This is a genomic window from Mycobacterium gordonae, assembly GCF_001417955.2.
GTDB lineage: Bacteria > Actinomycetota > Actinomycetes > Mycobacteriales > Mycobacteriaceae > Mycobacterium > Mycobacterium gordonae_B.
In genome coordinates this window covers 1-425 of the sequence record NZ_LKTM01000292.1, presented here as the reverse complement: position 1 = coordinate 425, position 425 = coordinate 1, and the positions used below count along the sequence as shown (strand labels likewise).

General features: G+C 77.2%; 1 pseudogene. It reads right to left on the bottom strand.

Annotated elements, in window-relative coordinates:
• Positions 1–425 (bottom strand): annotated as a pseudogene (locus AO501_RS38325) (hypothetical protein); the annotation flags it as partial.

Here is a 425-nt window from a genome sequence, read left to right as displayed (position 1 = left end):
TTCGGTCAGCGGTGCCCTGGGTCAGGCCGGGACCGGCGGTGTCGGTGGTGCTGGGGGTGACGGCGGTGCCGGCGGGTTCGGCTGGGCCGGGACCAACCCCGGTGACACCGGCGGGCTCGGTGCTGGCGGTGGCGACGGCGGTGCCGGTGGCGCTGGGGGTGCGGCCGGCACCGGGACCGGCGGGGTCCAGGGTGTCGGCGGTGCCGGCGGTGGTGGCGGCACCGGTGGTGTCGGTGGCGCGGGGGCTAAGGGTGTCGATAACAGTGCTTTGCAGGGTGTGGCTGGCGGGGCCGGCGGCGATGGTGGTGTCGGTGGTCTGGGCGGTAACGCCGGGGCCGGGGGCCTGGGTTCGGTCAGCGGTGCCCTGGGTCAGGCCGGGACCGGCGGTGTCGGTGGTGCTGGGGGTGACGGCGGTGCCGGCGGGT